The 23018-nt window shown below is 55.3% G+C and carries 21 protein-coding genes; 7 read left to right on the top strand and 14 right to left on the bottom strand.

Annotated elements, in window-relative coordinates; translation table 11 throughout:
• The first annotated feature begins 138 nt into the window (after window positions 1-138).
• The gene (locus tag Enr10x_RS11165; RefSeq protein ID WP_232093320.1) at window positions 139-1023 is read left to right on the top strand and encodes a DUF1559 domain-containing protein; all 885 of its coding nucleotides are present in this window, start codon (window positions 139-141) and stop codon (window positions 1021-1023) included.
• 100 nt (window positions 1024-1123) lie between these two features.
• Window positions 1124-1414: a hypothetical protein gene (locus tag Enr10x_RS11170; protein WP_145449087.1), complete on the top strand. Its 291-nt coding sequence runs from the start codon at window positions 1124-1126 to the stop codon at window positions 1412-1414.
• Window positions 1415-1456: 42 nt separating this feature from the next.
• On the opposite strand, the gene Enr10x_RS11175 is transcribed toward Enr10x_RS11170, so the two are convergent.
• The gene (locus Enr10x_RS11175; protein ID WP_145449088.1) at window positions 1457-1723 is read right to left on the bottom strand and encodes a hypothetical protein; all 267 of its coding nucleotides are present in this window, start codon (window positions 1721-1723) and stop codon (window positions 1457-1459) included.
• Window positions 1724-1874: 151 nt separating this feature from the next.
• Between Enr10x_RS11175 and Enr10x_RS11180 the strand changes: the two genes are divergently transcribed.
• From Enr10x_RS11180 to Enr10x_RS11190, 3 genes are all read left to right on the top strand, one after another.
• Window positions 1875-3254: a hypothetical protein gene (locus Enr10x_RS11180; protein WP_145449089.1), complete on the top strand. Its 1380-nt coding sequence runs from the start codon at window positions 1875-1877 to the stop codon at window positions 3252-3254.
• A gap of 106 nt (window positions 3255-3360) precedes the next feature.
• Window positions 3361-4296, top strand: a complete 936-nt coding sequence (locus tag Enr10x_RS11185) for a dienelactone hydrolase family protein (RefSeq protein ID WP_145449090.1) — start codon at window positions 3361-3363, stop codon at window positions 4294-4296.
• Window positions 4297-4323: 27 nt separating this feature from the next.
• The gene (locus Enr10x_RS11190) at window positions 4324-5451 is read left to right on the top strand and encodes a M20 family metallopeptidase (protein WP_145449091.1); all 1128 of its coding nucleotides are present in this window, start codon (window positions 4324-4326) and stop codon (window positions 5449-5451) included.
• A gap of 14 nt (window positions 5452-5465) precedes the next feature.
• On the opposite strand, the gene Enr10x_RS11195 is transcribed toward Enr10x_RS11190, so the two are convergent.
• Window positions 5466-6713, bottom strand: a complete 1248-nt coding sequence (locus Enr10x_RS11195; RefSeq protein ID WP_145449092.1) for a hypothetical protein — start codon at window positions 6711-6713, stop codon at window positions 5466-5468.
• A gap of 289 nt (window positions 6714-7002) precedes the next feature.
• On the opposite strand from Enr10x_RS11195, the gene Enr10x_RS11200 reads away from it, so the two are divergent.
• Window positions 7003-7281, top strand: a complete 279-nt coding sequence (locus Enr10x_RS11200; RefSeq protein WP_145107902.1) for a hypothetical protein — start codon at window positions 7003-7005, stop codon at window positions 7279-7281.
• A gap of 93 nt (window positions 7282-7374) precedes the next feature.
• Here Enr10x_RS11200 and Enr10x_RS11205 read toward each other — a convergent pair whose 3' ends face one another.
• The gene (locus Enr10x_RS11205) at window positions 7375-8703 is read right to left on the bottom strand and encodes a Gfo/Idh/MocA family protein (RefSeq protein WP_145449093.1); all 1329 of its coding nucleotides are present in this window, start codon (window positions 8701-8703) and stop codon (window positions 7375-7377) included.
• A gap of 323 nt (window positions 8704-9026) precedes the next feature.
• Between Enr10x_RS11205 and Enr10x_RS11210 the strand changes: the two genes are divergently transcribed.
• Window positions 9027-10631, top strand: a complete 1605-nt coding sequence (locus Enr10x_RS11210; RefSeq protein WP_145449094.1) for an N-acyl-D-amino-acid deacylase family protein — start codon at window positions 9027-9029, stop codon at window positions 10629-10631.
• Here the strand turns inward: Enr10x_RS11210 and Enr10x_RS11215 are convergent.
• The 11 genes from Enr10x_RS11215 to Enr10x_RS11265 all read right to left on the bottom strand — a co-directional run bounded on the left by Enr10x_RS11215 (window position 10619) and on the right by Enr10x_RS11265 (window position 22965).
• Window positions 10619-10990 (bottom strand): response regulator, encoded by a 372-nt coding sequence (locus Enr10x_RS11215; protein WP_145449095.1) that lies wholly within the window; start codon window positions 10988-10990, stop codon window positions 10619-10621. The genes Enr10x_RS11210 and Enr10x_RS11215 overlap by 13 nt on opposite strands.
• Before the next feature lie 71 nt (window positions 10991-11061).
• Window positions 11062-12165 carry an HD domain-containing protein gene (locus Enr10x_RS11220; RefSeq protein WP_145449096.1) on the bottom strand — a complete coding sequence of 368 codons (1104 nt, stop codon included), beginning with the start codon at window positions 12163-12165 and terminating at the stop codon, window positions 11062-11064.
• A 229-nt stretch (window positions 12166-12394) separates the two neighbouring features.
• Complete coding sequence (locus Enr10x_RS11225; protein WP_145449097.1) at window positions 12395-14608, bottom strand: prenyltransferase/squalene oxidase repeat-containing protein; 2214 nt, start codon at window positions 14606-14608, stop codon at window positions 12395-12397.
• A gap of 180 nt (window positions 14609-14788) precedes the next feature.
• On the bottom strand, window positions 14789-16222 hold the full coding sequence (locus Enr10x_RS11230) for a neutral/alkaline non-lysosomal ceramidase N-terminal domain-containing protein (RefSeq protein ID WP_145107885.1): 1434 nt from the start codon (window positions 16220-16222) through the stop codon (window positions 14789-14791).
• 38 nt (window positions 16223-16260) lie between these two features.
• On the bottom strand, window positions 16261-17010 hold the full coding sequence (locus Enr10x_RS11235) for a HesA/MoeB/ThiF family protein (RefSeq protein WP_145107882.1): 750 nt from the start codon (window positions 17008-17010) through the stop codon (window positions 16261-16263).
• Between the two features lie 52 nt (window positions 17011-17062).
• On the bottom strand, window positions 17063-17341 hold the full coding sequence (locus Enr10x_RS11240) for a MoaD/ThiS family protein (RefSeq protein ID WP_197996529.1): 279 nt from the start codon (window positions 17339-17341) through the stop codon (window positions 17063-17065).
• Window position 17342: 1 nt separating this feature from the next.
• The gene (locus Enr10x_RS11245) at window positions 17343-18056 is read right to left on the bottom strand and encodes an ATP-binding cassette domain-containing protein (RefSeq protein WP_145107877.1); all 714 of its coding nucleotides are present in this window, start codon (window positions 18054-18056) and stop codon (window positions 17343-17345) included.
• Window positions 18057-18154: 98 nt separating this feature from the next.
• On the bottom strand, window positions 18155-19294 hold the full coding sequence (locus Enr10x_RS11250) for an ABC transporter permease (RefSeq protein WP_145107875.1): 1140 nt from the start codon (window positions 19292-19294) through the stop codon (window positions 18155-18157).
• Window positions 19291-20943: a molybdate ABC transporter substrate-binding protein gene (gene modA, locus Enr10x_RS11255; protein ID WP_145107872.1), complete on the bottom strand. Its 1653-nt coding sequence runs from the start codon at window positions 20941-20943 to the stop codon at window positions 19291-19293. Before modA ends, Enr10x_RS11250 begins: the two co-directional genes overlap by 4 nt.
• A gap of 41 nt (window positions 20944-20984) precedes the next feature.
• On the bottom strand, window positions 20985-21674 hold the full coding sequence (locus tag Enr10x_RS11260; protein ID WP_145107870.1) for an ABC transporter ATP-binding protein: 690 nt from the start codon (window positions 21672-21674) through the stop codon (window positions 20985-20987).
• A gap of 10 nt (window positions 21675-21684) precedes the next feature.
• Complete coding sequence (locus tag Enr10x_RS11265; RefSeq protein WP_145107867.1) at window positions 21685-22965, bottom strand: ABC transporter permease; 1281 nt, start codon at window positions 22963-22965, stop codon at window positions 21685-21687.
• Window positions 22966-23018: the final 53 nt, after the last annotated feature.

Here is a 23018-nt window from a genome sequence, read left to right on the forward strand (position 1 = left end):
GAACCGAATTCGCTGCCTGCTTAGAGAAGCCTCCACCAGCCAGAAGCTGAGTCCACAAAGTAAAACACACCGTTTTACCCACCCGATTTTTACCCGCTGTTCACCCTCTACTTTTTTTCATCCCCAGGAGACCCGATCGTGTTGCATCGTCACCCGAACCGTAAAGGATTTACCCTCATTGAACTGCTGGTGGTCATTGCCATCATCGCCATTTTGATTGCACTGCTGCTCCCGGCGGTCCAGCAGGCACGCGAAGCAGCCCGCCGCAGTTCCTGTAAAAACAACCTCAAACAGATCGGCATCGCCATGCACAACTATAATGACGTGCACGGGACGCTGCCTCCCGGCTACCTCGATGACGATCCTGCCGCCAACGTCACTAACCACAACCTGCTCGGCTGGGGAACCTTCATTCTGCCCTACATCGAGCAAAGTTCGCTCTACAATTCCATCGTGGAAGTCGGTGGCGTCGATAACAACTGGACCACCATTGCCGAAATGACCACCGGTAGCGCCACAGTCACCACTCCCTATTCGAAAGTCGTGCTGAAAACCTATATCTGTCCCTCCGATCCGATGGGCGGTCTGAATACTGACGTCGGCGGCTATGGGAAATCCAACTATACCGGCGTTGCCGGAAACACCTATCGCAGTTCTGGTACCACCGTGCCCACCGGCTCGTTTTATGACAATTCCAGCGTCCGCTTCCGTGATTATCGCGATGGTCTGAGCAATACCATCATCATTGGAGAGCGGGGGACTGAAGGCGCAAAGAACGGCACCATCTGGATCGGAAACTACTCCGACGGTGCCTATTACACGCAAAACGCAATTGCCACCAACAGCGCCTACTACGGCATCAATGGTACCGCCGGCTCCTGGAATTTCACCAGTTCCCACACGGGTGGTTGTCACTTCCTGGTAGGTGACGGCGCCGTTCGCTTCCTCAGCGAAAATATCGATCTCAATACCTACCGCAATCTGGGATACATCTCTGACGGTAATCCCGTCGAGCTGCCTTAGACACATTCTATCAAAGTTGATTCCCTCAGGTGTGTCATCTGTCCAGCGACGCACCTGAGACTTTCCTCACTTTCCTGCCTGAAAGAGACACGCAACGTCCATGAAAACTTTTGTCCTCTGCTTACTGACACTCACCCTCATCGGCTGTAACAGCAGCACATCGGCTGTCCCGGAAGTCAGCCCCGGCCTGACGCAGGACCAGCTGGTTCCCACACTCCAGAAAATCGCCGAGACCGGCCATTACGACACCGTCCTGCAGGACCTGACCGTCGGACTGGAAAACGCCGGGCACATGGAACAGGCTGTCACCGTCCAGCGTTTTAACGAACTCTCCGATCCGGAAGACATCAAAAAACTGGCCACACAGGTGGTCGCCACGATTCAGAAGTAATCTGATCTGAAGCAGGCTGGACATCCCGGCCTGCTTCCGTCTCTATTCAGACCAGTCTGCACGAGTCACTCCCAATAGCATCCGGGCCCGTTCCTGTGCTGCCTGCAGTGTTTCATGCCACCTGTCACTGGTGAAAAATCCTTCTGGGCTGACGATCAGAAAGAAGCAGTGCCCCTCATCATCTCCCTGGATCTCCAACCGAACTTTGCAATCCTGAAATAATTCACCATCTCGCGCCTGATCAGCAAATCGCCAGGCATTGGGGGTCCCATAGACACGCGCCTTCGTCGTGGCATACAGCGGTTTCATGTCATTTTACACCCGGAAAAATCGCGTTCGGTAAAAGGGAGCAAATCAGGCAGGAACCTGACTGGAAGGTTTCATATTACACACCTGTACGGTATAAACAATGGCACATTTCTTTTCTTCGTTTCCTGCAGACAATTCCGGAACCAGCCCCATGATCGACTCACAAGACTACACAGACTGGTGTGACTACGCCGGCCTCTATCTGAAAAACCACTCTCACGCTGCCCGCTACCGGACTTACGAACAGAAAATTTCCGAAGCCGGGCTTGTCACCCGGATCGTACACGACTTCATCCAGATAGCGGGCGATGAAATCGACCTGTCCAACTGGCGGTCCTACTCGGTGTATGAAACCGGTAAACATCTGAAATATCGCATTGAAAAAACAGCGTTTGCCATGCAAGCCATCGGCGCTCCCCAAATCGCGGAGAAAATTCCGACCATCAAGGACCGTTCCCCCATGAGTCAGCTCATGCAGTCCGGCGGGGATCTGGAAGACATGATGCAACAGATCGATCCTCTGCAGGCCCTGCAGGACATACGGAAGAATATCGCCAATGAATATCCGAACCTGGCTGCTCAGGCGGGAATCACCCCCGAGACATCGTCTCCCACTCCCGTCGATCCTGAAATCGAAACGCTGGCGGAAATCAAAGCGTTACTGGAGGCCTATGTCACCAGTCATCAACAGGACCTCCAGTCCGATCTGGATCAACATGGCGATCCGCGTCAGGATCCTGACTTTGATCCCCAGCGCCGCCTGCAGGAACTGGAAGAGCAGCGTCTAAGAGAAGCGAGAAGAGCATCACAGTTGGATGATGTTCAAAAACTGAAACGCCTGATGAAACAGTTCGAACGACGCTATGAGAAAGTGGAAGGCAACCCTGCCAAAATGGCGTCCATACGCCGGGAACTGGCCGATCTGTATTCTGATTATGCAGAGGACCAGACTGACCTGCTCCCAAAACTAAAAGACTGTCTGGCGGAATGCGAGGAATTCCAGCAGAAATACCACAATATTTTCCATCCACAGATCACAAAGGATCCTGCACTCCAGAAACGACTGGACGACTTCGGCACACATACCATTGATGAAGAATTCGAATTTGAAACGATTCGCGTCAGCTGGCCGAAGCCTGCCGGGTTCCAGGGAGACTGGACCGGGTTCCGCGTCGAAATCGAAGTTCAGCCGGGAGAAGATCAGCAACTCAGTCTACTCCTGGACGCCATGGGCCGCCTGCAATCCAACCTCCCCTCCCTGGCCGACGACCTGAAACAGGAAATCGCCAACAGTTTCTCAGAATACTGGGACTGGATGGAAGAGGATGAGAAGTCAGACTATGACGTCACCTTCGACGACGAAGGAGTTCCAAAATTCGACTCACTCCAGCAGGAAATCGGCACTCCGAGCATCACACTCAGGATCCCCGGATGGCCCGACGATGATGAGGTTACCATCGAAGGCTATGTGCCTGTTGAATGGGATGGTGAGCACGGTTACATGTTCGAATGGGAAGACGCCCCGGAATAAGTGAATTTCATATCATTTCGCATCATGACTCTTTATGATTGATGGAAAGATAAGCGTTCATCCTGCACTCTCACCAGAATTGCTTCATTCCACAGGAGCCCACCCTATGCCCCCCGCCGATTTTAAACAAAAACTGTTAGCAGGCCTGGGCGGTGACTGGCCCGCGCCGCCGGCTCTCAACGTCAAGCACCGCGAAACCATCGAAAAAGACGGCTACCGGATTGAATCGCTGACTTACGAAGCCGAGGCCGGCGATCCGATTCCCGCTCTGCTGCTGATTCCCGATATGGTCTCGCCCGCGCATCCCGCTCCCGCCGTTGCGGTCTGGCACCAGCACGCCGGTCAGTACCACCTGGGCAAAAGTGAACCGGCGGGGCTGGCCGGGAACCCGATGCACCATACCGGGGCCGCCCTGGCGAAGGAGGGCTTCATCGTCCTCTGTCCCGATGCCCTCTGTTTTGAAGAGCGGCAGGATCCGACGGAAAAGCTCAAAGCGGGTAAGTTTGAACGCTTTGAATTTTTAAGGTACGTCGTCGACGGCAAATGCATGGCCTGGAAAAACATTCTCGACATGAAACGCGCCATCGACTTTCTGCAGAGCCGCCCCGAAGTCATCGACGAGAAAATCGGCTGCTACGGGCATTCGATGGGTTCCACACACACCTGGCTCATCGGTCCCTGGGAGCCCCGCATCAAATGCCTGGTCGGTAACTGCTGCCTCCCCACCTACAAAGGCATCCATCGCGAACACATGCTGCACTGTTTTCCCAATTTCATTCCGGGCATCCATCAATATGGCGATACTCCCGACATCGCCGCCCTGATCGCTCCCCGCCCGCTGCACATGAATTTCGGCGAACTGGACGGAGGCAGCCCCATCGACGAAGTCCGCCACGGTGTCAAAATAATTGCAAACAACTACGCCGCCATGAATGCAGAAACAAACTTTAGTTATTATATTGAAGAGGGGGCCGGCCATGTACTGTCTCCTGTGATGTGGGAAAAGACGCTCTCCCACTTCCAGCGCCACCTGAAGTCTTAACCTACAGAGAATACGCGGAACTCATTCATGGATGCCCTGAAATACACGCAGGAACTGGTCGGCTTTGAATCGACCAGCTGCTACTCGAACGTGGAAGTCACCGATTACGTCGAAGCCGAACTCAAAAAACTGGGCTTCGAAATCGAACGCCTCGAATACGATGACGCCAAAGGCGTGCGCAAAGCCAGCGTCATCGGTCGTCGCGGCTCCGGGCCCGGGGGTATGGCGTACTTCGCCCACACAGACGTCGTCCCCGCCGATCCCTGGTTCACCGACGAATTTGGCCCGTTCACTCCCACAATCAAAGGCGACAAACTCTACGGTCGCGGCTCCTGCGACATGAAAGGCTCTATCGCCTGCATGCTGGCAGCAGCCAAACGCTACGTCGATCAGGATCTGAAACATCCGCTCTACATCACCTGTACCGCCGACGAAGAAGTCGGCTATCACGGTGCGAAAAACGTCGCGGAGAAATCAAAAATATACCAGGAAATGGTCGCCGGCGAAGCCCACGGCATTATCGGTGAGCCGACCATGCTGGAAGTCGTCTATGCCCACAAGGGAACTTACGGTTTCCAGGCGATCTCACACGGCCGAGCCGCTCACTCCAGCCTCAGCACGGGCGTCAACGCCAACCTCGCCATGATTCCATTCCTCGTCGAGATGAAAAAACTGTACGAGGAATGCATGACTGATCCCCGCTGGCAGAATGACGAATTCGATCCGCCCACCAACGGCTGGAACATCGGCATTAACGATAAGACCGCTGCCGTCAACATCACGCCGCCCCAGAGCATCTGCACCGTCTATTTCCGGCCCATGCCCGGTCAGGAACCGGATGAACTGGTGGCCCGCGCCCGTGAAGCAGCGGAAAAGTGCGGCATCGAATTCCAGTTCAAATGCGGGGGTAGCCCGGTTTATACCGATCCCAATTCATCCATCGTGAAAGAGGTCCTGAAAATTGCCGGTAAAGATCAGGCGAAGACCGTCTCATACGGCACCGATGGCAGTCTGTTTTCCGAGATGAAAAACCTGGTCGTCTTTGGCCCCGGAGATATCGGCCAGGCACACACGCACGACGAATTCATCGCCCTGGAACAGCTGGAGCTGGGAACCGAGAAATTCGCGGCACTCATCCAGAACTGGTGCTGCTGATCGTCGCGCTGAAATCAGGGCTTCGCGGGAACAGCACTATTAAACGCTGCAGGATCAAATGGGTCAGCCGGCTTGGGTTTGACCAGTTTGTTGATCTCCTGATCCGACAGCCTCTTCGGCACAAAGTCGGCAATCAGCGAGACATCCCCTTTCTTCGGCACGGGATCGGCTTGCGCACCGGTCTGCTGAATCACCGGTTGTCCGGCAGCAGCACCGTCCAGAACATCCTGCTCCATGAGCGCCTGTTCGAGACCTGAATTGGGAGTGCCACTCTTCGGTCGAATTTCTGCTGCCTGCTTTAACAGGTTCTCACGGGCAAAACCGATACGTCGATTGGCCCGTTTGGCCAGCCGTTCCGCTCGCAGGGTGTCATTGGAGAGCCGATCCGCAACCGCGGCGCCCACCCATTTCTGAATGACCTCTTTCTGTTTTCGTCCCGCATAACCTTCGTAGACCACCATGCCGTTTTGCGGGTGCTCCCGTTCCGGTTTCACAACCAGGGGACTGTCCGCCGGGTAGTCGAAGTCCAGCCACTTCATCACTTCCGAGAGGTTCTTCTCGGCGTAGATCCGATGGTTTCCATACCGACGCGTCACCTGGGTTAACTGGAATTTCGAAGTCGTCGCGTTTCCGTGACAATTGGCATTCCCGCATTTATTCAACAGAATCGGCTGAACCTTCCGTACAAAAATCGCGGACTGCTCCCGGGAGATGCCGGTCATGGAGGTTGCTTCGTCGGTGTTCTCCATCTTTTTCGTAATCAGTTTTTCCTGAATTTTTTCCTGGACCGTCAACTGTTTCTGACCAGGAGAAACGCTCATCAGCCGTTGCAGCATCAACTGAGGTTCAGAACGCTTGGGTTCCAGGCGGATCGCATCCCGCAGTTCGTCTTTCGCCTCTTCAATGAGACTATTTGTGATACACCAGCGGGCCAGATTCATATGGGTATTGGCCGTCGGAAATTTCATGGACGCCCGCTGTTTGAGATAAATCCCCTGCAGGTCGCTTGCTTCGAAGACCACATCCGTGAACGGAACCAGCATGCTGCCGGTCGGATTCGAAACCAGATAGCCGCCCGCGCTTTCACTGATCTCGCCGGTCACCATCCGCCCCGTCTTCATCAGCAGAATCGACGTCTTTTTGACCGGCTGTTTCTCCTGAGCCTCCAGGCTCACGCTCACAGCCAGACCGAACAGAACCAGAAGCACGCAGCCCAGGATTGCGGAAATGCCCGAACGGATTTTGGTAAACAAATATGTCATGAGAGATCTGCATTAAGACAAAGGACCGGGATTCCCTGCCTGCCGGCAAAGCACACAGTAGCTTATAAGTTTTTTATTTGCAGCCACTTACAGCAACAGAACTGCAGAGATGTGCGATGAGAGGCAGGCGAGAGGATTTTGGAGTCGCTGTCTTATTGGATTTACCGGATTGGGTCAACCCGGGATTTCCGCAGACGCTGGCCGGGCAGGGGACGGAACCGGTTGATTTCGACGGTGAACCGGTCACAATAGGCGGCTGGAATTATGACTTTAATCTGATGGATCATCTATGAGTGAAGACTCTCAATATCTGGATCAGCTGGTGGGCAAAACAGTCGTGATCGACCTGACCAGCCTGTATGTCATCGCGGGAACCCTGATCGGCCAGGACCACCACTACCTCTTCCTGGAACAGGCCGACGTCCACGACCTGCGCGATACGACCACCACCCGGGAAATGTACGTCCATGAAATGGGCAAGCACGGCGTTGCCGTCAACCGGGAACGGATCCTCGTCTCCCGCAGGGAAGTCGTCTCTCTCTCCGCCCTGGAAGACATCGTGCGCTGATCTCGCAGCTCCAGATCATGTCAGTCCACGAAAAACCCCGCAGAACGGTCGTCCTGCGGGGTCTGATGCGTCAGTGAAACGGGCTCTCAGCGATTAGAGAGTCCAGCCATCACGGTAGTCACGGCTCAGGAACTTGTTGGCTTCCGGAGCGTTCGTGAATTCCATCTTCTTGGCATCCCATTCCAGTTTCTTACCAGCGCGGATGGCACAGTTCCCCAGCAGGGTCGTTTCTGTCAGGCGGCTGGCATAGTTAAAGTTGGACATCGACGGTTCACCACCCTTGATGGAAACCACGAATTCTTCAAAGTGGCCCGGCGAACGAGGCAGGCTCTGTTCGGGCTTTTTGAAGTCTTTGAACTTGTCGCGGGGCAGCAGTACGTATTCTGCACCGTAATCATCCGGCGTATACAGGTTGCCTTCATCGCCGATCAGAACCACACCGCTGGACTTCATTTTCTCGCCCATCAGCAATTCTTCCGGAGGCAGGTTGCCGCCGTCATACCAGGTCAGCTTCAGCGGGCAGAGCTTCTTGTCGCCTGCGCTCCGCTCGGGGAACTGGTAGGTAATCTTGGTCGACTTGGGATAAGTCTCGTTTTCGATCATCCCTTCCTGTTCGGCGACAATCGATGTCGGATCGTACAGTTCCAGGGCCATCACGTGCATGTTCATCGTGTGGCAGGCCATGTCACCCAGGGCACCGGTACCAAAATCCAGCCAGCCCCGCCATTCAAACGGATGATACAGCGTGCTGAATTCCCGGTAAGGTGCAGGGCCCAGGAACAGATCCCAGTGAATGTGCTTCGGAACCGGTTCCCCTTCGGGCGGACGATCGACGCCCTTACCCCAGACCGGTCGGTTCGTCCAGACATGCGCTTCACGCACATTGCCCAGCACGCCGGAACGGATCACTTCGACGGCTTCGCGGAACCCGTCTTTAGCGGTTCCCTGGTTCCCCATCTGGGTTTTCACGCCGTGTTCGTTGGCCGTATTCCGCATCACGCGGGCTTCATGAACCGACCAGGTCAGCGGCTTCTGGGTGAAGCAGTGCTTTCCTTTTTTCATTGCCATGACGCTGGCAGGAGCATGCGAATGGTCGGGAGTACTGACGGTCACCGCGTCAATCTTGTCGCCCATTTCTTCCAGCATCTCGCGATAATCGTTGAATTTCTGCGCTTTGGGATAGCGGGCGGCTGCTTTCAGCAGGCGTTTGTCGTCGATATCACAGATGGCGATCAGATTACCATTTTTTGCGGCACTCGCCGAATCGCTGGAGCCTTTTCCCCCTACGCCGATCGAGGCAAAATTAATCTTTTCCAGGGGTGATTTTTCAGCGGCCAGCAGACTCTGACCACCCACCCAGAAGGCGGCCCCCATTGCCGAGGTCTGTTGAATAAACTCGCGGCGAGTTGTACGTTGACTCATGAACTGCTCCTGTTTGAATGTCTAAAGTAATCTTCTTACGCCATGTTTACTTTAGTCGGTTAAAACGTTTCTTAACTTTTACGAATCTCGCATCAGTAAAGTTTCATTTATTGTAGTGAACGCCCGAAGGAAAGAAAACAGAATTACTCCCGAAATAGCCATCTCGCCCAGACTCCGGATACTCCTGCACACTTGAGCCATTCTCATTTTTTTGAAATATTTTCTAAGGAGACTTTTCTCACTCCCCGGAACATGTCAAAGTAAATACAAGTCACAGCGTTCACCCACCCACACCTTCCCGCAACACGAAACTGACAACCCCCATGAGCAGCAGTGATCCTTCCTCCACAAACCCTGAATTTGATGTCCTGATCAAAGGCGGCACCGTCATTGACGGCACCCGCGACCCCCGCTTTCAGGCTGACGTCGGAATCAAAGGCGATCAGATCATCGCCCTGGGTGACCTCTCTGAAGCTTCAGGGGCCTTTGAAATCGACGCGACAGGGAAAATCGTCGCCCCCGGCTTCGTCGACGTGCACAACCACTCCGACAGCTGGCTGCTCAATACGCCCAATTTCATCTCCAAGACCTCACAGGGATTCACCACCGAAGTCATCATGGCCGATGGCATCTCGTATGCTCCCGTCGACCGTTGTACCGCCGCCGACTGGATCTACTACCTGCAGTCCCTCGACGGGCTCTATCCCGAAGAATACACGGGCTGGGAATCGCTGGCCGATTACATGAACCTCATCGACGGCAAAAATGTGCAGAATGTCATGACGCACATTCCCTACGCTAATCTCCGTTCCATGCACTGCGGCTTCGGTCGCCAGCGTGTCGACGATTTCCAGATGAAGCTGATCTGCAGCGAAGTCCGCAAAGGGATGGAAGCGGGTGCCGTCGGTATCTCAACCGGTCTGGATTATGTCGCTCAGTGTTTCTCACCCACCGATGAGTTGGTGGAAGCCTGCCAGGCGATGGCGGAATACGACGGACTCTATGTCTCCCACATCCGCTATAAAAAAACCCTGATGCCCGCCATCAAAGAGCTCGTGGAGATCGGCAAACGGGCCGGCGTCAAAGTACACATCTCCCACATGAAGGGACAACACCTAGGTCAGGCTGAAGAAGCACTCGAATACATCGACCAGGTCGCCCGCCACGAAGTCGATATCTCGTTCGACGTCTACCCCTACCAGCCCGGCTCCACCATGCTGCACTTCCTGCTCCCCTACGAAGTCTTCGAAGAGGGCCCCCGTAAAGCGGTCGAAAAACTGAAGCAGCCTGAAATGCAGCAGCGGTTTAAATACGGCCTGGAAAATTACCTGCTCGACATCTCGGCCATCCAGATAGCCTGGGTTCTGACCGAAAAGAACAAACAGCACCAGGGAAAAATGCTCAGCCAGTACGTGGAAGAGTCCGGGCTCCCCAAAGAGGAAGCCCTGATCAATCTGCTCATCGAAGAAGAGATGGCCGTGCTGCTGGTCTTCAACATGGGCGACGATCGCCTGGTCGATCCGGTCCTGCAGCACGACCTGTATATGATGGGAACCGACGGCATCTACATGGAAGGGGGCGTGATTCATCCCCGCCAGTTCGGGTCCGCGGCCCGCATCCTCGGCCCCTGTGTGCGGGACCATAAACTCTTCTCGCTGGAAGACGCGGTCTATAAACTTTCCGGCTGTGCTGCCCGCCGGTTCGGGATGGAGAAACGCAGCATCCTCAAGCAGGGCTACTATGCGGATATCGTCGTCTTCGATCCGGACACGGTGCAGGACAACGCCACCTACGAAAACCCGCAACAGTTTTCTTCAGGCATCGAATACGTCCTCTCCAACGGCGTACCGGTCGTCCACAACAACCAGCCGCTGCACGTCAAATCTGAGACACTCCCCGGACGCTACCTCCGCTATCAGCCCAGGTAAGGCTGCAGCCGGGCGACGGTTTCCGGGTCACGGTATTCGTTCTTACCGATCCCGTAAGCCGCACCGACTCCGACCGCCTGTTCCTGGTACTCCACGTAGTTGGAGACCAGCATCAACGTGCACGGTTTCACATCGGGAGTGTTTTTGATTTTCTGCATCAGTTCGATGCCGTCACTGTAGTCGGCATCCAGCTTGCGATTGATCATCACCAGATCGTATGCAGTATCTTTCAGTTTCTGCAGCGTATCCTGCTCCACATCAGCCTCTTCGATCTGGACTTCGAAATGCTTGTTCAGGAATCGGCTTAAGGCACTGGCGTCCGGCAGACACTGCCCGACACTGAGTACACGTTTCGTCATCGACATGATCCTCTCTCTGCTATTTCAATTTTCACTGAGGTTCTGGTAAAGCTGATTCGATCTGCGGTCATTTAACTGCACATGCGGGAAAGTTCGCGGATGGATTCCAGCGCGTCATCCACATCCGGTACTTCGACTCCCTGTTCGCGACCGTTGTAGTCGCATTCTTCAAGCAGCAGCAGATCTTCATAATTTTCGTTGGCCATCAGCCGTCGGCGTGCCCGGGCTCCAATTGTTCCCGAGCGGATCGCGTGCGCTTCCATGTGATGCTCGATCAGCCACGCAGTACGATCTGTAATAAATCCTTCCAGCGCCTGCAAGCCTGCCTCAACATGATTCTGGGAATCGATGGCTTTCCCCACGTCATGCAGCAGTGCCGCCAGCTGAAACTCCTCATCGTAAGGCAGTTCATCACAGGCCATATCATAGACCTGCAGACTGTGATACAGGGCGTCTCCTTCCGGATGGTACTTTTTTGACTGCTTCACTCCCGCCAGGGGGAGCAGCAGCATCCGGTAAATCTGGAACCGGTCGACGCTCTGTTCCACTTCCGCCAGCCGCTGGTCCAGATCGATGCCCGGATAATCCCGCTCCAGCAGTTGTTCGAACTCGGGGAGGGTCGCCCGTTCAATGCGCTTGCCCGTGATCGAACACTTGAAACCGTAACTCGATTTCTCCGTCGGATAGAGCGTCAGTTCCACCGGATACGTGTCCTGCACATGAATGTGTGTAAACACACGTTCCTCGCCATGCTTTTTCACGGTCTTATGTTCCACATGGTAGGGCGTGCCTTCTTCATCGAGCTGGGCAGTGACCGCTTCGCAGGAATGAGAGAAGACATGAATATCGATATCCGATCCCTGCCGGATATGACCGGTCAGCGTGCTGCCGATGATTTTGGGATGGAACGATTTAAACAGCCGCAGATAACGCAGGGCCTGCAGCCGCATGGCCAGCAGATTTTCGGTGCGGGACTCGCCTTCGAAAGTGCAGGCGAACCGCTGGATTTCATCGCGAATTTCCCGGTTGCTGGGCAGGTCGGCCGGTTTAACCCAGCCCTGGCAGACCTTGCGGGCCGCTTTCATCTTGGCGCGATAATACTCGGTTTCCTGACGGGAATACATCAGTCGGGCCGCCTCAAAAATAATCTGGCGGCGCATTTTGCTGGAACTCATTCAAAAATCGGTGAACTTTCTCACCGTCGAATCGAAGACAGGCTGATTAGGAGCGATTACGGAATGACCTGACAGGCAGGTATCAGGGAATTCTAGCGATCCCGCGGGAAAAATCAATTTGGATTTCTCCGAAACAGGTGATTGGTCCCTCAATTCTGACTGACCAGCTCTTCAGAACCAGCAAGCGAGCGGACCATTTCAAGAAAAGCGAACCAGGACTGAGAAGACGTTACTTTGCCTCAGCCACCTGCTTCTCTTTCCACTCGTTATACAGAATACTGCTACGAAACCGGCTGAATCCGGCTCCCGCTCCCACGTTCGATGTCCGGGCTCCCAGACCGGTCACCTGGGCTGCGACGCGGGAAGTTTCCGACAGTTCCCAGTCCGCCGGTGTATAGCGGTGGTTAAACGAGGTATTCACGCGACGCAGATTAAACGCCAGCGTATCTGCCAGTGACGTCTCATCCGTATTGCCCCAGAAGCTGTTCCAGCTTTTCAGATCTTTGACGCTGGAATCCGCAGTCCCATTCAGTCCCAGCCATGCATCCACGTCGTAAACATTCCCGTTGCCTGTATAGGAACGATCCGTTTTCGCTCCCTTTTGCGAGAGCATCGAGAGCCCCAGGTTTTCCACCTTCCAGGCACAGTGATCGCTCTTCACATTGATATCTTTGACGAACCGCTCAAAAACAAACCCGTCAATCCCCTGGATGGTACAGCGGGAGAGATTCAGGTTGATACTTCCCCCTGCGGACTTTTCGGGACTCTTCAATACGGAGAAAATCTTGCGGGAGAAAATGACAGATTCATCCACGTCGATCGTCTGCTTACCGGTCCCTTCGATTTCAAACGCAGCCCGTCCTCCCACAAAAAAGCTGTTCGTGATCGATGAATTCGTGGGCCGCGTAAACTGAACTGCCGCCATCCCCTTATCATTCTGTTCGGAAACCGAGCAGTTCAACATCCGCAGGTTACCACCATCGACTTTGATCGCCACCCAGGGAACCTCCTTGCCGACCTCAGGGGGATCAAACTCAAACCGGATCCCTTCCAGTGCCAGTGTCCCTTTGGTGACCTGCAGAATGTGTCGTACGTTGGGATCACGCTCCGGACGGGCTCTTAACCCCAGCTTATTCCGTCCCCGGGCATACTCAAACACAGGCGAATAACCAAAGCCGGCTTCGATGCTCAGATCCTTGTCGACCGTCACGTGTGGAATCCGAAAGGGTCCATCGCCGTTGACACGAATCAGGTCACCGGGCTTCGCAGCCGCGATCGCAGCTTCGAGCGAATCGAATTCCGGCTTTTTCGCTTGTGAGTGAATCTGAAATTTCTTCGCGGGTTCCCCATTTAACATCCGGGAGATATCACTCCCCAGGTTCGCTTTCCGCAGAAACAGAATCGCGAACGAGGTATCCGCCAGCTTTCCGCGCGAGTCTTCCCAGCTGCCGTCTTCTTTCTGAGTTGCAATCAGGGCAGCAGCACCTTTGGAAAACCAGTCGGTATCTCCCAGCTTCTCCAGACCCAGCAGCACGCCAACCCGCTCGGTCGACCAGAGGAAATAGCGGGCAGAGGAGGCGCTGATCCCGGCGGCATATTTGCCTGCCATCTCGAGACCTTTGGCGAAAATCGGATCGGAGACCAGCGTGTCGCCTTCCTTCTGTTCCGCGCCCCGGGCAGCCGCCTCGACTTTATTCTGCTCTTCCTGCAGTGATCTGATTTTGGTTGCCCGCGCCACGGTCAGACAGAACAGGCCGGCCAGGGTCATCGAGTTGCGAGAAGGCTCTTTCATATCATCTGTGGACAGTTTATAGGGCCAGCCACCATCTTCGTTCTGCGTCTCGACAAATCGTCGCGCTACACCGGACATCGAATCGTCGATATTCACATTCGAACGGGAAGCCGTCCAGAGCCCCAGCACGGCAAACTGCGTGCAGCTGTTATCACCGGGTGAAGTTCCCAGTTTCAACCGGCCCCGGGGATTATTCAGCGAACTGGCGGCGGCCAGCGGACAGGTATAGGACCAGCCTCCGGTCGTGGACTGGCCGGCAATCAATCGCGCTGCAAAGCGCCGGATCAGCAGCTTGTCTTCACGATCTCCAATCCGGGACAGCAGTAGAATCGCCAGCGCCAGATCGTACGTCGAGTTCAGCTTCTCCGACTCTTTGACGACAAAGGCCCGCCCTTTCTGAATCACGGAATCACTGACCGGAATTCCGTTTTCCAGCAGCGCCAGCGTACAGAGCGCGGTAATTCCGACCGGATGCCCTTCGAATTCCCAGCTGCCGTCCTCCTGCTGCTGAGACTTGAGAAATTCAATTCCCTTCAGACGCGAGGCGGTCACTTCCTGATCGGTTTGGGCCTGCAGAGTAGAAGCAGATATGAGAGAAACAGCCCACAGGCTGGACACAAAACATACGGAACTCAATAAGTGACGGCGCATCACAGACTACTCCCGGCGGGAAAGAATAGTTTTCACGGGACGAATACTTCCTTAACGGAACGTTAAACTATTCTAAATAAGCAGTCTGGAAAAAAGAACAGTAATCTGGAAATTCCGAGGCAAAAGAGACCGGGAGCAGAGAATATGACCTCTGCTCCCGGCTTTTCTGTCCGAGTTCAATCAATCACTGAGTGCCGCCCGCCGAGCCTGTTCGGTCAGCTGATGCACTTTGGCAGCAACCTTCTGTTCCACCGATTCTGCAAACGGACCGGGGTAGGAGGAGTAGATCATCGCCCGGGCTCCCTCATAGCCCCCCTCTTTCAAGACCCGCAGGCTGGGCAGGTAACCGAAGACATTGTTCGAATAGCCGGCGACCCAGACGATCGGATCAGTATCCTTCGCAGCACCAAAGCCGGACTTCAGCTCGTTCTGGAATCGATGCGAATAATCGACCACGGTCTCTCCACAGACCGCTACCAGGGTCAGGTCCTTGCCAAACTGAATTACCTGCAGCGGGAAGGCGAACCGGGTCTGAATTCCGCCCCGTTCTTCCAGCTGGTCCAACAGGCGGGTCGCATGGCTCACTTCATATTTGTTTCCATTTTCTTTCCGCTTCAGTAATTCCTCTTTCGTGGGCGGGGCGGCGAAGTCCAGTTCCACATCTCCCATCGCAATTCCCAGCGGTCCATGAATCACCCGCGGCTGTTTGACTTCCAATGCCGTTTCCACCGCATTGGCCAGCGCCCGTCCATGCTGCTTCGCCAGGTCGAGCGATCGCCGCGGGTAAGGGTTCTGATCGCCGCCACATCCCATCATGAACAGGGCTACCGTCCCCGGGTGATCGGCTTCGATGTCTTCCTGGGCATAGCCGGCGTAGTCGCCGCAGAACTGGTAAAAACTGAGCGTGGTATTGTGACAGGCGTATCCGAACAGCACCGCCATCAGGGAACTGTCAGGGCGTTCCACCATCAGTACGGGCACCCGCTGATCGACGGGCCCCTGCGGATGTGGGCTGTTGATCACACCGTCCTTGGTCGGCAGACGGCGATTCATCGAAAACCCGGCTCGACCATACGAATACTTCAGCACGGCCGGCTCCATCTGGGGCAGGGCTTCTCCAATCGCAGCCACCAGTCTTCTCACCAGTCCCTGGGTATACGCACGCGCCTCCGCACCGCGATCGCCTCCCAGTCCCCGGCGGGACGCCTTTGGCTCTCGCAGCTCCGGACCGCAGTGCGTGTGCGAGGCGTTCATCAGCAGTGCTGACGCGGGGATCTGGTAATCACGTTCCAGCTGCGCTGCAATCGGATCACGCAGGGCCGGGGTGATGCCGATCAGGTCAGTCGTAATCATCACCAGCTTCTGGCCACGGGCATCTTCCAGGATCAGCAGCTTCGCGTACAGATCGTGCACCTTACCCTCGGCAGGTTTCGTGCGGGCTGCATAGCCGGCCATCCACATATTCTTCTCAGGAGTGATCACCACCGACGCTGCCACAGCCTTCCATTCGGTCTGCTGCTTCGCTTCCGCTGCCGACAGACAACGGTTCCCGCTGGTAGACAATCCTCCGACCAGAACCAGAACCACCAGACATTGCTGAATCAATTTCTTCATCGGATCTCCCTGCAGTTAATAATAAGAATCGAGTGGAATCAGGCTCCACAAACCGGGCAATCGGGACGGCGCACAATCCGATTGCGGTGAAATGTCATATCGCGCAGATCAAACATCAACAGCTGATTCGCGAGCGTCTCTCCAAAACCGGCGATTACCTTGATCGCCTCCATCGCCGCCATGCAGCCCACCGTTCCCGAAACCGCGCCAAAGACGGGGAACTCCCGTTTCCAGGCAGGGGGATCATCGGGATACAGGCAGGACAGGCAGCCGGTCTGACCGGGTAGAAAGGTGGTGATCTGCGCTTCCAGGTCGTACATCGCGCACTCCACCAGCGGCTTCTGCTGCAGCACAGACTGGCGGTTCATGGCGTAGCGTTCGGGAAAGAGCGGGGCACAGTCTACAATCAAATCCACCTGATTCACGATCGCCTCCGCATTTGCTTCCGAGAGGTTTTCCGGAACCGCCACAATCTCCAGCCGCGGATTCAGCTCTTTCAGGCGGCGTTCCGCAGATTCAACCCGCGGTTTCCCCAGCCAATCGTGCGTCATCAGCAGTTGCCGGTTCAGGTCGCTCGGTTTCACATTCCCGGCGTGTGCCAGGACCAGTTTCCCCACTCCCGCAGCTGCCAGTTCGTAAGCGACGACGCTCCCCAGACCGCCGCAGCGTGAAATCAGCACAGACGCATTCTTCAGTTTCTCCTGCCCGGCTTCACCGAACTCCGGCACCCAGATCTGCCATTCGTAAACGGCTCGTTCTTCATCTGTCAGGGGAGCGAAACCGGACATCGTGTCTCCTTAAAAGCGGTATGGCGTGTGGTCTGTCAAAACTAAGAGGATATCATCCTCCGGAGATCGGGGAAAGGATCGTGACGCTGTGATGGGGCTGGAGTATCAGTGGTTCGTCCCACAGTACCTGTTCATTTGAGACAAACAGCAGCATGGAAGGGTGCAGGGCCTCTCCCTCGGGGAAGAGCAGCGGCTTCAAGGTGTCGGCACGCGTCTCGGCAACGGTTTTCACCAGGTCCTGCAGCGTCGTACCTTCGGGAACGTCAATCTCTTCTCTCCCGACACCGGCTGCTTTTTTCACCTGTGCTGTATATTCGACCGCAATTTTCATTTTAGTTGACTCTCGTATTGGCAGTAGATTCAGAGGATTCAGAAGTCGAAGAACCATTTTTCAACGGGCTTCCCCCCGGCAGTGACTGCAGCTTACCATGACTGATCGTCAATTTCACATCCCCCAGCCGATCCGACTCGGAAATATTGTGTGTGATATGCAGAGCGGTCACGCCGGTCACATGCTGGACATTGTTCAACAGATCGCAGATCTCACCCCGCGTGTCTTCATCCAGTGCACTCAATGGCTCATCGAGGCACAGAATCGCCGGCCGGGGTGCCAGGGCCCGTCCCAGTGCCACCCGCTGCGTTTCCCCGCCACTCAGACCAAAGGGGGTTCGATTCAGCAGCCCGGTAATGCCCAGCAGGTTCGCCAGTTCATCAACCCGCTCATCGATCTGTCGCTGTTTCCAATGGCGAATTTCCAGGGCGAACGCCAGATTGTCTTTGACGGTCATCGTATGAAACAGCACGCCCTCCTGCGGTACATAGCCGATCTCACGCTCCGCCGGTTTGGCATGTGTCATATCCTTTCCGTTCAGAAAGATTTCACCGGACTGCACTTTCTTCAGACCGCAGATCGTCTCCAGAATGGTTGTTTTTCCGCTGCCGGTCTTCCCCATCAGCACGGCGTAATGCCCCTGCGGAATTTCGAAGCTGATATCATTCAGCCGGAATTCACCAACTTGTACGCAAAGATTTTTTACTGAAATCATATCTCAATTTATCAGGCATCAGATGCCACCGGCTCTCAGATCGTTCTCTCAAATTCAGATTCAAATCGCTGTCGATCTTTCAAATCGCTGCCGATCTTTCAGATCGGAGTCGACCGTGTCAAACCAAACAGGCGGGCGATCACCAGCACGACCAGCGCTGAGACAACCATAATCAGCGAGGCGGCCACCGCCCCTTCAATATTCCCCACGGTCAGTTCCAGAAATACCGTCGTCGGCAGCACCTCGGTTTTCATTCGAGTCGCTCCTGAGAAAATCAGAATCGGACCGAATTCTCCCAGCGAACGCGCCCACGCCAGCGTCGCAGCTGCCAGCAACCCCCGGTACGCCTGGGGAAAGACGACACGCCAGAAGGCCTGCCCGCGGTTACACCCCAGGGTCAGCGCCACCTGTTCGTAACGGGGGCCAATCTGGTCGAAGGTCACCCGCATCGTACGCACCGCAAAGGCACAGGCCACCATGAACTGCGCCAGAATAATACTCGGAATCTCGTATGTCACACCGATGGATCGACCGAAGAGGACCTTGGTGATCTTGCGAATCAGTTCATCAATGGACTGCGTCTGCTCGATCGGCACGCGTTCCGCTTCACTCGCCTTCTGCGTTTCTGCTTCGCTTTTCTTCTGTGTTTCAGCCAGCCGTTCCTCATCTGTCTGCAACTGCTCATCCTCTGCCGTCTGGTGTGCGATCAGTACCAGCGGTTGCTCATCACTCACTGGCTGCTTTTCGTGAGACACCACTGCTGCCGTCGACAATCGATCATTGCCTGGAACTTCGTTTGTCGACTGGGTGACCGATTTTGCCTCTACCAGTTTATTCAGCCACTCGATCTGCGGGATCTGAAGCTGGAACAGAATCAGCAGACAGAGGCCAATCACCAGCGGGGGGAGCACGATGGGAATATCCAGGATGGCGTCGATCAACGTCTTCCCCGGAAACTGGTGGCGTGACATCAGGTAGCCGATCGGCACCGAAACCCAGAGGGAGAGCACCGTCGTAATCGCGCAGGAGACCAGGCTCAGCCAGATCGCGTATTGGATTTCCGGCTTCTGAAATGAGCGCAGGATGTGCCCGGGCGTGGTATAGGTCGTCTCCGCTGCCAGCATTGCCACTATCAACAGCACATAGACGGCGCTGACTGTCACAAATACAGCATAAAACGGGAGATCAGAACGCGACTTCCACTTGCGGGGTGGTTCTTCCGGGGTCGTCCCGCTCATAGTGACTCCGGAGTAATCCGCCAGCGGAAGCCGATGGATTCAAACAGGCTGCGCGACGGAGTCGAGGTCAGCTTATCCACCAGACGCTGCATCAGATTGGGATAAGCGGTGGTTTTGAGAATCGCGATCGGCTGCTGGGCCAGAGGATCGCCCGATTTGATCTCGACGATATCGACCTTATCTTTCACGTAAGGCAGATTTGCCCGGTAGACAATCGCAGCGTCGAGCGAACCGGTCCGCAACTGATTCACCAGCAGATCCGCCGTCGGCGTGTTCGTTTTTACGTTCGGCTGTACCAGGTCGTACAGGTTTTTTCCGTTCAGCTCCAGGGAGCTCAGCAGTTTTTTCGTCAACGCCCCCAGTGCACTCTGCTCATGGTGGGACAGACCGATCCGCAGGTCCTCATTGGCGAGATCAAAAACCGTTTTGATGTTTTTAGGATTTCCTTTTTCCACGATGATCACCATATCCGTTTCCGCCACAGTCAGGGGAGCCCGAAACTTGGGCTGGACCTGAACCATGTAAGATGTATCGCAGGCAAAGTAAGCGTCTGGTCGTTGACCACTGTTGATCTGACCAACCAGAATTCCACACCCGTTAAAGACCGTATTGATCGTCACGCCCTCCCGCCGCTCAAACTCCTTCAGCGTATCCTGAATCGCCAGCCGGTTCACACCGCCGCTGAACAGCAGGATCGTCGGATGCGGTTCCCACTTATCTCCCTCGACGGTCTGGTACCCCAGCTTCGCAAAAGCTTTCTGTCCCTTCTCAGGTGCCTGCAGATAACGGGCAAACATCAGTGCTTCCTGGGGATTCTGTGAGGAAGTTAATACACCCACCGTCACATTCTTGATCGCTTCCTGGAATTCCGGAACATCGACCATGTCTGCCTTTTCCGGATGCTGATTGACGGTCGCATCCCAGACAACGGCGGCATCAACGGCGCCCAGCAGGACGTCGGTGGCGATTTCGGAAACGGTCGGCTTGAAAACCCGGGCTGACTTGGAAAGCGGCTCCCACTTCCCATGTTTCGTGAGCACCTTTTTCGTCAGTTTGCCGATCGAAGCGGCATCGGGATTTGCCAGAGCGACCGTCACATCATCCTTGAGCAGGTCATCGATCGACTTGATCCCTTTGGGGTTCCCTTTCTGGACCATGATCACCGGATGCATCTGTGCCACCTGAATCGCTTCCTGCACCAGTCCCTTATCCCGGGCAATCTCAATGTAGCTGGTATCCGCTGCCAGATATAAATCGCCTTTTTTCGCTACCTGCAGGTTGGTCAGCAGGGTTCCGGAGCCGCCATACTGCAAATGAACCGGCATGCCGAATTCTTCTTCTGCAAACTGTGCTGCCATCTCGGCAACCGGCGGCTTGATTCCCGCGGCACAATACATCTCCAGGGCATTTTCATCCCCGGAGTCTTCGCTCTCTCCTTTTGCGGAAGCATCTGCCTGATGTCCACTGGATTCACCATCAGTCGCTGCCGTTTTCTGTGGAGCGTCTTTCGGAGGGGCATAAATCAGAACCACCAGCATGATCACCAGAAAGATGATTGAACTGACGGCGATCATGAGTCCTGACACTTTTCCACTGCGGCCCGGTTGAGGGAATGCCGGCTTCCGGAGCTGGCTACCAAGGTATTTCATTATTAGATCCTGTATATTTTTCTGAGCTGTTTGATGTGTTGTCAGGAATTCACTAACGTTTCTGATTCACTGGGGGTCACCAGGCGACCATCCCTGATCCCCAGCACACGCTGGGCCGACTGCACCGCCTGATCGTCGTGAGAAACCATGAGCACGCAGCCGCCATCCTCGGCAAATTGACTTAATGCTTTGAGTACGACTTCGGAGTTCTCGCTGTCCAGGTTGCCCGTCGGCTCATCTGCCAGCAGAATTTTTGGCTGATGAAACAGGGCCCGTGCCAGGGCCACCCGCTGTTTTTCGCCGGTACTCAGCTGGGCCGGCGTGTGATGCAAACGCTGCTCCAGCCCGAATTGGGCGACCAGCTCCCGGGCACGCTCGCGGGCCTGCCCACGGTTCGATGCCAGGGCAGGGGTCGCAACATTATCCAGCACATTCAGATAAGGCACCAGGTGGAACTGTTGAAAGACGAAGCCCAGATGCTGCGAACGAAAGCGGGCTCGCTGATCGTTGGACAGGCGATAGGGATTGGTGCCTTCAATCAGCACCTCTCCTGAATCGGGGCTGAGCAGGCCTCCCGCCATTAACAGCAGGGTCGACTTTCCACAGCCACTGGGGCCCTGAATCGCTACAAATTCATTCGTGTCGACGGTCAGGCTGATGCCGTCGACCGCCTGGACCCGCCCCGGTCCGGATTTGAATGATTTCGACAGTTGTTCCAGTTCGAGTATCATCGTGATGCGATTATCCTTCCTGTAGAATCGTAGCAGGATCCTGACGGGCTGCCAGCAGGGCAGGGATCCAGCTGGACAGACTGGCCAGCAGCGGGGCAAACACCAGGCTTAACAGCAGCCAGCGTCCCGAGAAGAGTACCTGAGAGGGATCCACAGCCGCGGGCAGGTCACCCCAGGTGACGCCAACCCAGTAGCCCACAAAATAGCCAATCAATGCGCCGACCAGACCGATCAGCAGGGCCTTGATGATGAAGATGCCGAAGACCTGCGAGGAACGCACGCCGATGGCCCGCAGGATTCCGATTTCCGTAGCCCGGCGGCGGACGTTTTCCAGTGACAGAAAGCCGATCCAAGCCCCGCACCCCAGCACTACCAGCGGCACGAGGATCGCGGCAAAACTGGCGTGGCGTTCGATCAGTTTGATCCGGTTGGACTTCTCCTGCTCCAGGGAAGCGACAGCGATCTCGGCTGCCTTGTTACGGGCCTCAGCCCGTGCCAGAGCAGGGGGTCCCCGTTCGATGATCTGGGTTCCTGGCAGAATTTCCGCTACGTCCTTGCGAATTTCCGCGATCCGGTCCACCGTCGCACAGTTGCATTCGAGTGCCAGAATCGCATTCAGCAGATTCTCCATTCCCAGCAGTTCCTGCGCCTCTTTGAGACTGATCCAGACCGTACTGTCGTCTGAATTCCCCCGCTCCGGAAAGGCTTTGGAGACCTTGAATGACTTGCCCATCAGCTGCACTTCATCGCCGGGCTTCAGTCCTGTTTCCTGCTGTACATGATAGCCCAGCACCATCGCTCCCGCGGGTACCGGCTGCTGCAGCGGTTTCTTGAGGGCACGTTCCAACTGGGGAACTTCCCCGCGGGTCCCAACCAGAATGACATCCAGTTTTTTTTCCGGCCAGGAGATCTTCTTCGACACCATCGGCAGCATATGATTGATGGTGACAATCTTCGAATTTGAGAGTTTGACCATATTCTCCTCGGGCATGGTACTCGTAACAATACCCGTCAGATGAAACTCTTGCAGATCCTGATCAGCCGGGAGGATCAGGATGTTGAAGCCCAGTCCCTTGGCGATCTTCCGCATCGAATCTTTCAGCTCAGCACCGGTCTTTTTGACCGCTTCTTCTTTCTGTTCCAGAATCAATGCGGTCTGGATCTCATCTGCCTGCAGCAGCGTTAAGGCGGCAATCAGACAGGCCACCGCGATGATCACCGAGAGCAGCGCCAGCAGAAAGTTCATTTTCCGATGCTGCATTTCCTGAAAAATCAGATGAAAGATTGACATGGTGCCCGCTCTTTATTGTTCCGGATGATAAAAGGTCAAATTGGTAAAGTGTC

Origin of the sequence: Gimesia panareensis (genome assembly GCF_007748155.1) — a bacterium.
Taxonomy (GTDB): Bacteria; Planctomycetota; Planctomycetia; order Planctomycetales; family Planctomycetaceae; genus Gimesia; species Gimesia panareensis.

Excerpts from the sequence above, each read along its gene's own strand:
- Enr10x_RS11195 (WP_145449092.1), bottom strand. The coding sequence starts at position 6,713 with ATGACATATTTGTTTACCAAAATCCGTTCGGGCATTTCCGCAATCCTG.
- Enr10x_RS11250 (WP_145107875.1), bottom strand. The coding sequence starts at position 19,294 with ATGAGCGGGACGACCCCGGAAGAACCACCCCGCAAGTGGAAGTCGCGT.
- Enr10x_RS11205 (WP_145449093.1), bottom strand. The coding sequence starts at position 8,703 with ATGAGTCAACGTACAACTCGCCGCGAGTTTATTCAACAGACCTCGGCA.
- Enr10x_RS11180 (WP_145449089.1), top strand. The coding sequence starts at position 1,875 with ATGATCGACTCACAAGACTACACAGACTGGTGTGACTACGCCGGCCTC.
- Enr10x_RS11170 (WP_145449087.1), top strand. The coding sequence starts at position 1,124 with ATGAAAACTTTTGTCCTCTGCTTACTGACACTCACCCTCATCGGCTGT.
- Enr10x_RS11260 (WP_145107870.1), bottom strand. The coding sequence starts at position 21,674 with ATGATACTCGAACTGGAACAACTGTCGAAATCATTCAAATCCGGACCG.
- Enr10x_RS11225 (WP_145449097.1), bottom strand. The coding sequence starts at position 14,608 with ATGCGCCGTCACTTATTGAGTTCCGTATGTTTTGTGTCCAGCCTGTGG.
- Enr10x_RS11210 (WP_145449094.1), top strand. The coding sequence starts at position 9,027 with ATGAGCAGCAGTGATCCTTCCTCCACAAACCCTGAATTTGATGTCCTG.
- Enr10x_RS11200 (WP_145107902.1), top strand. The coding sequence starts at position 7,003 with ATGAGTGAAGACTCTCAATATCTGGATCAGCTGGTGGGCAAAACAGTC.
- Enr10x_RS11185 (WP_145449090.1), top strand. The coding sequence starts at position 3,361 with ATGCCCCCCGCCGATTTTAAACAAAAACTGTTAGCAGGCCTGGGCGGT.
- Enr10x_RS11190 (WP_145449091.1), top strand. The coding sequence starts at position 4,324 with ATGGATGCCCTGAAATACACGCAGGAACTGGTCGGCTTTGAATCGACC.
- Enr10x_RS11265 (WP_145107867.1), bottom strand. The coding sequence starts at position 22,965 with ATGTCAATCTTTCATCTGATTTTTCAGGAAATGCAGCATCGGAAAATG.
- Enr10x_RS11245 (WP_145107877.1), bottom strand. The coding sequence starts at position 18,056 with ATGATTTCAGTAAAAAATCTTTGCGTACAAGTTGGTGAATTCCGGCTG.
- Enr10x_RS11240 (WP_197996529.1), bottom strand. The coding sequence starts at position 17,341 with ATGAAAATTGCGGTCGAATATACAGCACAGGTGAAAAAAGCAGCCGGT.
- Enr10x_RS11235 (WP_145107882.1), bottom strand. The coding sequence starts at position 17,010 with ATGTCCGGTTTCGCTCCCCTGACAGATGAAGAACGAGCCGTTTACGAA.
- Enr10x_RS11220 (WP_145449096.1), bottom strand. The coding sequence starts at position 12,165 with ATGAGTTCCAGCAAAATGCGCCGCCAGATTATTTTTGAGGCGGCCCGA.
- Enr10x_RS11175 (WP_145449088.1), bottom strand. The coding sequence starts at position 1,723 with ATGAAACCGCTGTATGCCACGACGAAGGCGCGTGTCTATGGGACCCCC.
- Enr10x_RS11215 (WP_145449095.1), bottom strand. The coding sequence starts at position 10,990 with ATGACGAAACGTGTACTCAGTGTCGGGCAGTGTCTGCCGGACGCCAGT.
- Enr10x_RS11230 (WP_145107885.1), bottom strand. The coding sequence starts at position 16,222 with ATGAAGAAATTGATTCAGCAATGTCTGGTGGTTCTGGTTCTGGTCGGA.
- modA (WP_145107872.1), bottom strand. The coding sequence starts at position 20,943 with ATGAAATACCTTGGTAGCCAGCTCCGGAAGCCGGCATTCCCTCAACCG.